Source organism: Streptomyces sp. YS-3, from assembly GCF_045257485.1.
In the GTDB taxonomy this organism is placed as follows: domain Bacteria; phylum Actinomycetota; class Actinomycetes; order Streptomycetales; family Streptomycetaceae; genus Streptomyces.
Map to the genome: position 1 here is coordinate 1 of NZ_JBJHPC010000616.1, position 4044 is coordinate 4044.

Annotated in this window: 5 protein-coding genes; 3 read left to right on the plus strand and 2 right to left on the minus strand. The window is 70.1% G+C overall.

Annotation, left to right across the window (positions count from 1 at the left end; all coding sequences use genetic code 11):
- Nucleotides 1-123 precede the first annotated feature (123 nt).
- Nucleotides 124-819, plus strand: a complete 696-nt coding sequence (locus tag ACJA3G_RS31870) for a DUF1707 domain-containing protein (protein WP_406556525.1) — start codon at nucleotides 124-126, stop codon at nucleotides 817-819.
- Nucleotides 820-968: 149 nt separating this feature from the next.
- Entirely contained in the window at nucleotides 969-1325 is a 357-nt protein-coding gene (locus ACJA3G_RS31875) for a WhiB family transcriptional regulator (protein ID WP_067163559.1), read from the plus strand.
- A gap of 143 nt (nucleotides 1326-1468) precedes the next feature.
- Here the strand turns inward: ACJA3G_RS31875 and glpX are convergent, their stop codons facing one another.
- Nucleotides 1469-2500 carry a class II fructose-bisphosphatase gene (gene glpX, locus ACJA3G_RS31880; protein WP_406556523.1) on the minus strand — a complete coding sequence of 344 codons (1032 nt, stop codon included), beginning with the start codon at nucleotides 2498-2500 and terminating at the stop codon, nucleotides 1469-1471.
- A gap of 127 nt (nucleotides 2501-2627) precedes the next feature.
- On the opposite strand from glpX, the gene ACJA3G_RS31885 reads away from it, so the two are divergent.
- Entirely contained in the window at nucleotides 2628-3161 is a 534-nt protein-coding gene (locus tag ACJA3G_RS31885) for a DUF4245 domain-containing protein (protein WP_358837094.1), read from the plus strand.
- 92 nt (nucleotides 3162-3253) lie between these two features.
- Here the strand turns inward: ACJA3G_RS31885 and ACJA3G_RS31890 are convergent, their stop codons facing one another.
- Nucleotides 3254-3844, minus strand: a complete 591-nt coding sequence (locus tag ACJA3G_RS31890) for a malonic semialdehyde reductase (protein WP_406556524.1) — start codon at nucleotides 3842-3844, stop codon at nucleotides 3254-3256.
- Between the last annotated feature and the right edge of the window lie 200 nt (nucleotides 3845-4044).

Here is a 4044-nt window from a genome sequence, read left to right on the forward strand (position 1 = left end):
ACCCAAACGCGATAGATCGCGACTAGGGGTTCGCGGCCGGGGCCGGGCGCTGACGCGCCGACTGTCGCGAACCCCTAGTCGCGATCTATCGCGTTTGGGTACGCTGGCCGCGTGGACGAATCCGTGGACCTAGAGAAGCACGCCAAGCCGCAGCCCCCGGAGCCCGCGCCCCTGCGCGCCTCCGACGCCGACCGCGACCGGGTCGCCGACATCCTGCGCGAGGCGCTCGCGGAGGGCCGGCTGGACGCGGAGGAGCACGCCGAGCGCATCGACAGCGTCTACCGCGCCAAGACGGTGGGCGAACTGGAGCCGCTCGTACGGGATCTGCCCGCGCCCGCCGACGGCGCGCACCGGTTCGGCGCGCCCTCCACCGCCTCCTCCGCGCCCGCGTATGCGACCGCACACGCTCCGGACGAGGCCACCGGTCCGGTCGCCGCCGAGAACCTGGTCGCCGTCTTCTCCAGCTCGACCCGCAAGGGCCGCTGGCGCGTCGGCCGCCGCACCAACGCCTTCGCGCTCTTCGGCAGCGTCGAGATCGATCTCACCGAGGCCTACTTCGAACAGCGGCTTTCCGTCATCAACGCCACCTCGGTCTTCGGCAACGTGGAGGTCCGGGTCCCCGAGAACCTGACCCTGCGCGGCAGCGGAACGGGCTTTTTCGGCAACTTCGAAGTGGAGACGCTGGAGGCCGAACACCCCGAGGCGCCGGTGGTCGTCGTCAATGGCTACTCGGTATTCGGCAACATCGAGGCCAAGCCCAAGCGCGGCAAGCGGATCGCCGACCTCCACGGCCGCCTGCGCAAACGCCTCGACTCCTGACGCGTCGCGACCGCACACTTTTGGTCAGTGGCGCACGTTCGCACTTCCGGACAACGGAACTCAGTGCATAGGCACGCGTACAGCGGGTAGGGACCATCGCATCGTCGCTCGCTCGCGAAGCCGTCGTCAGCCGTCGTCAGGAGTTGGCCGTGCTGCATCCGCCGCATCAGTCCCTGCAGGTCGCCGTCGCCGTCCCGCCGCAGCGCGGCCCCGCTCGGGAGGACCAGGCGGGCCCGTGGCACACGGAGGCGGTCTGCCGCCGGGACGAGGCGGGGCTGTTCTTCGCCCCCTCCAAGGAACCGACGGCCGCGCGCCTGTCGCGCGAGGAGGCCGCCAAGCGCGTCTGTGCCCGCTGCCCGGTCATGGTCGAGTGCCGTGAGCACGCCCTGCTGATGCCCGAGCCGTACGGGGTGTGGGGCGGTTTGACGGCGGCCGAGCGGCGTGTGGTGCTGGCCCGCCGACGCCGGCGCGAGGTCGAGCTCAAGAAGGCGGCGTCCGCCGCCTGACGCGCGCGTACGTACGCGAAGGGGCGCCCCCGTCCGCACAACGGGGGCGCCCCTTCACGTACGTACGCGACCAAAAGGCCCGGTCCCCACCGCGGGGCTGGGCCAGGCCCTGCCGCGGGCCCGGCCCGGCCGCCGGAGCGGCCCTACTTCGCCCGGTCGAAGTCGATCTGGCTGTAGGCGCGCAGCTTCGAGAGGCGGTGGGTGGAGTCGATCTGGCGGATCGTGCCCGACTTCGAGCGCATGACCAGCGACTGGGTGGTGGCGGTCTCGCCCCGGTAGCGCACGCCGCGCAGCAGCTCGCCGTCGGTGATGCCGGTGGCGACGAAGAAGACGTTGTCGCCGGAGACCAGGTCGTTGGTCGACAGCACACGGTCGAGGTCGTGCCCGGCGTCCAGCGCCCGCTGCCGCTCGGCGTCGTCCTTGGGCCAGAGCTTGCCCTGGATGGTGCCGCCGAGGCACTTGATGGCGCAGGCGGAGATGATGCCCTCGGGCGTACCGCCGATGCCCATCAGCAGGTCCACGCCGGTGCCCTCGCGCACGGCCATGATCGAGCCGGCCACGTCCCCGTCGGAGATGAACTTGATCCGGGCGCCCGTCTCGCGGATCTCCTTGACGATGCCCTCGTGGCGGGGCCGGTCGAGGATGACGACGGTGACGTCCTCGGGCGAGGAGTTCTTGGCCTTGGCGACGCGGCGGATGTTCACCGAGACGGGGGCGTTGATGTCGACGAAGTCGGCGGCCTCGGGGCCGGTGACGAGCTTGTCCATGTAGAAGACGGCCGACGGGTCGAACATGGTGCCGCGGTCGGCGGCGGCCAGGACGGCGATGGCGTTCGGCATGCCCTTGGCGTTGAGCGTGGTGCCGTCGATCGGGTCGACGGCGATGTCGACCTCGGGGCCGGTGCCGTCGCCGATGCGCTCGCCGTTGTAGAGCATCGGGGCCTCGTCCTTCTCGCCCTCCCCGATGACGACGATGCCGTTCATGGAGACGGTGGAGACGAGGGTGCGCATGGCGTTGACCGCGGCGCCGTCGGCGCCGATCTTGTCGCCGCGCCCGACCCAGCGGCCGGCGGCCATGGCGGCGGCCTCGGTGACCCGGACCAGTTCCAGGGCGAGGTTGCGGTCGGGAGCCTCGGGCGAGACCTCGAGTTGGGGCGGCAAGTTGTGCTCGGTCATCGGAGCGCACCTTTCTGTACGGCGACGGCCGGGAAAAAAAGAGGGTGCCTGGACTCTATCGTCACGTCGACAAAATGAGCAGTGGGGGCCACGTATGAGCAGCGACATGACCTGAGACCATGGGTGCGTGGCAGGAACACGTGGCAAGCAGAGTGTGCGGAACATGCTGCAGTCGTTGGCGGTGATCGGTATCGCCGTGGCTGTGATCTACATGTTCGTCCCGCACGACGGGAAGAAGGATCCGGTCAAGGCGGTCGACTACCGGGTCGAGCTCCTGACGGTCCGGCGCGCCGCGCCGTACCCGGTGGCGGCGCCGGTCGGGCTGCCCGACCAGGACAAGTGGAAGGCGACCTCGGTCACCTATGACGGCCAGGCCGACAACGCCTGGCACCTGGGCTTCCTGGACCCGGACAAGGAGTACGTGGCGATCGAGCAGTCCTCGGCGCCCGACCACGACAAGTTCGTGAAGTCCGTCGCCAAGAAGGCGGCGAAGACCGAGCACACCCAGCGGATCGCGGGCGCGACCTGGCGCCGCTGGGAGGGTCCGAAGTACGACGCGCTCGTCCGCGAGGACAAGGGCTCCACGACCGTGGTGACCGGCACGGCGGGCTTCGCCCAGCTGGAGCGGATGGCGGCGGCGCTGGAGCTGAAGAAGGCCTAGGCCTGACGGTCCCGGCCTGACGGTCCCGGTACGGCGAAGGCCGCCGCACCCCGAGCGGGGGGTGCGGCGGCCTTCGCGTGGTTGGCCCCGGCTCAGACGGTGGTGACGACCTCGTCGTACGCCAGGCGCGGGCTGCGCGGGTACGAGGCGCCCTCGCCCGGCTTGCCGATGTTGACGACCATCAGCGGGGTGTGGTCGCCGTCCAGGAACTCCTTCTGGAGCCCGGCGGCGTCGAAGCCGGTCATCGGGCCGGCCGCGAGCCCGGCGGCGCGGACGCCGACGATGAAGTACGCGGCCTGGAGCGCGGCGTTCAGAACGGCGGCGCTCTCACGGACCGGGCGCTCGCTGAAGAACGCGTCCGCGGCCTGCGGGAAGGCCGGGAAGAGCTTGGGCAGCTCCTCGTGGAACTCGTTGTCGGCGGCGAGGATGGCGACCAGCGGGGCGGTGGCGGTCTTGGCCCGGTTGCCCTCGGACATGTGCGCCACCAGCCGCTCACGCGCCTCGGCGGAACGCACGAGCACGATCCGCAGCGGGGTCTGGTTGAACGCGGTGGGCCCGAACTTGACCAGGTCGTAGATCGCCTGCACCTGCTCCTCGCTCACCGGCTCGTCGGTGAACGTGTTGGCGGTACGGGCCTCGCGGAAGAGGAGGTCCTGGGCGGCGGAGTCAAGAACGAGAGACATAACGAACCTTCCGGACTTACGGGGATTCCGCTTGTGGGGATCAAGCGGTGACGTCACCGTACGACGGAGTTAGGTTAAGTTTCAACTAAACGGGGGGTGGGGTGACTGGCCTCACAAGGGGGGTGGTTTTCGGCCAGGTGTACGGGTGCGGGTGATCTGTGGATGGCCGAAGAACACGCCCCTTGTGAGGCCAGTCACCC

Excerpts from the sequence above, each read along its gene's own strand:
- ACJA3G_RS31890 (WP_406556524.1), bottom strand. The coding sequence starts at position 3,844 with ATGTCTCTCGTTCTTGACTCCGCCGCCCAGGACCTCCTCTTCCGCGAG.
- glpX (WP_406556523.1), bottom strand. The coding sequence starts at position 2,500 with ATGACCGAGCACAACTTGCCGCCCCAACTCGAGGTCTCGCCCGAGGCT.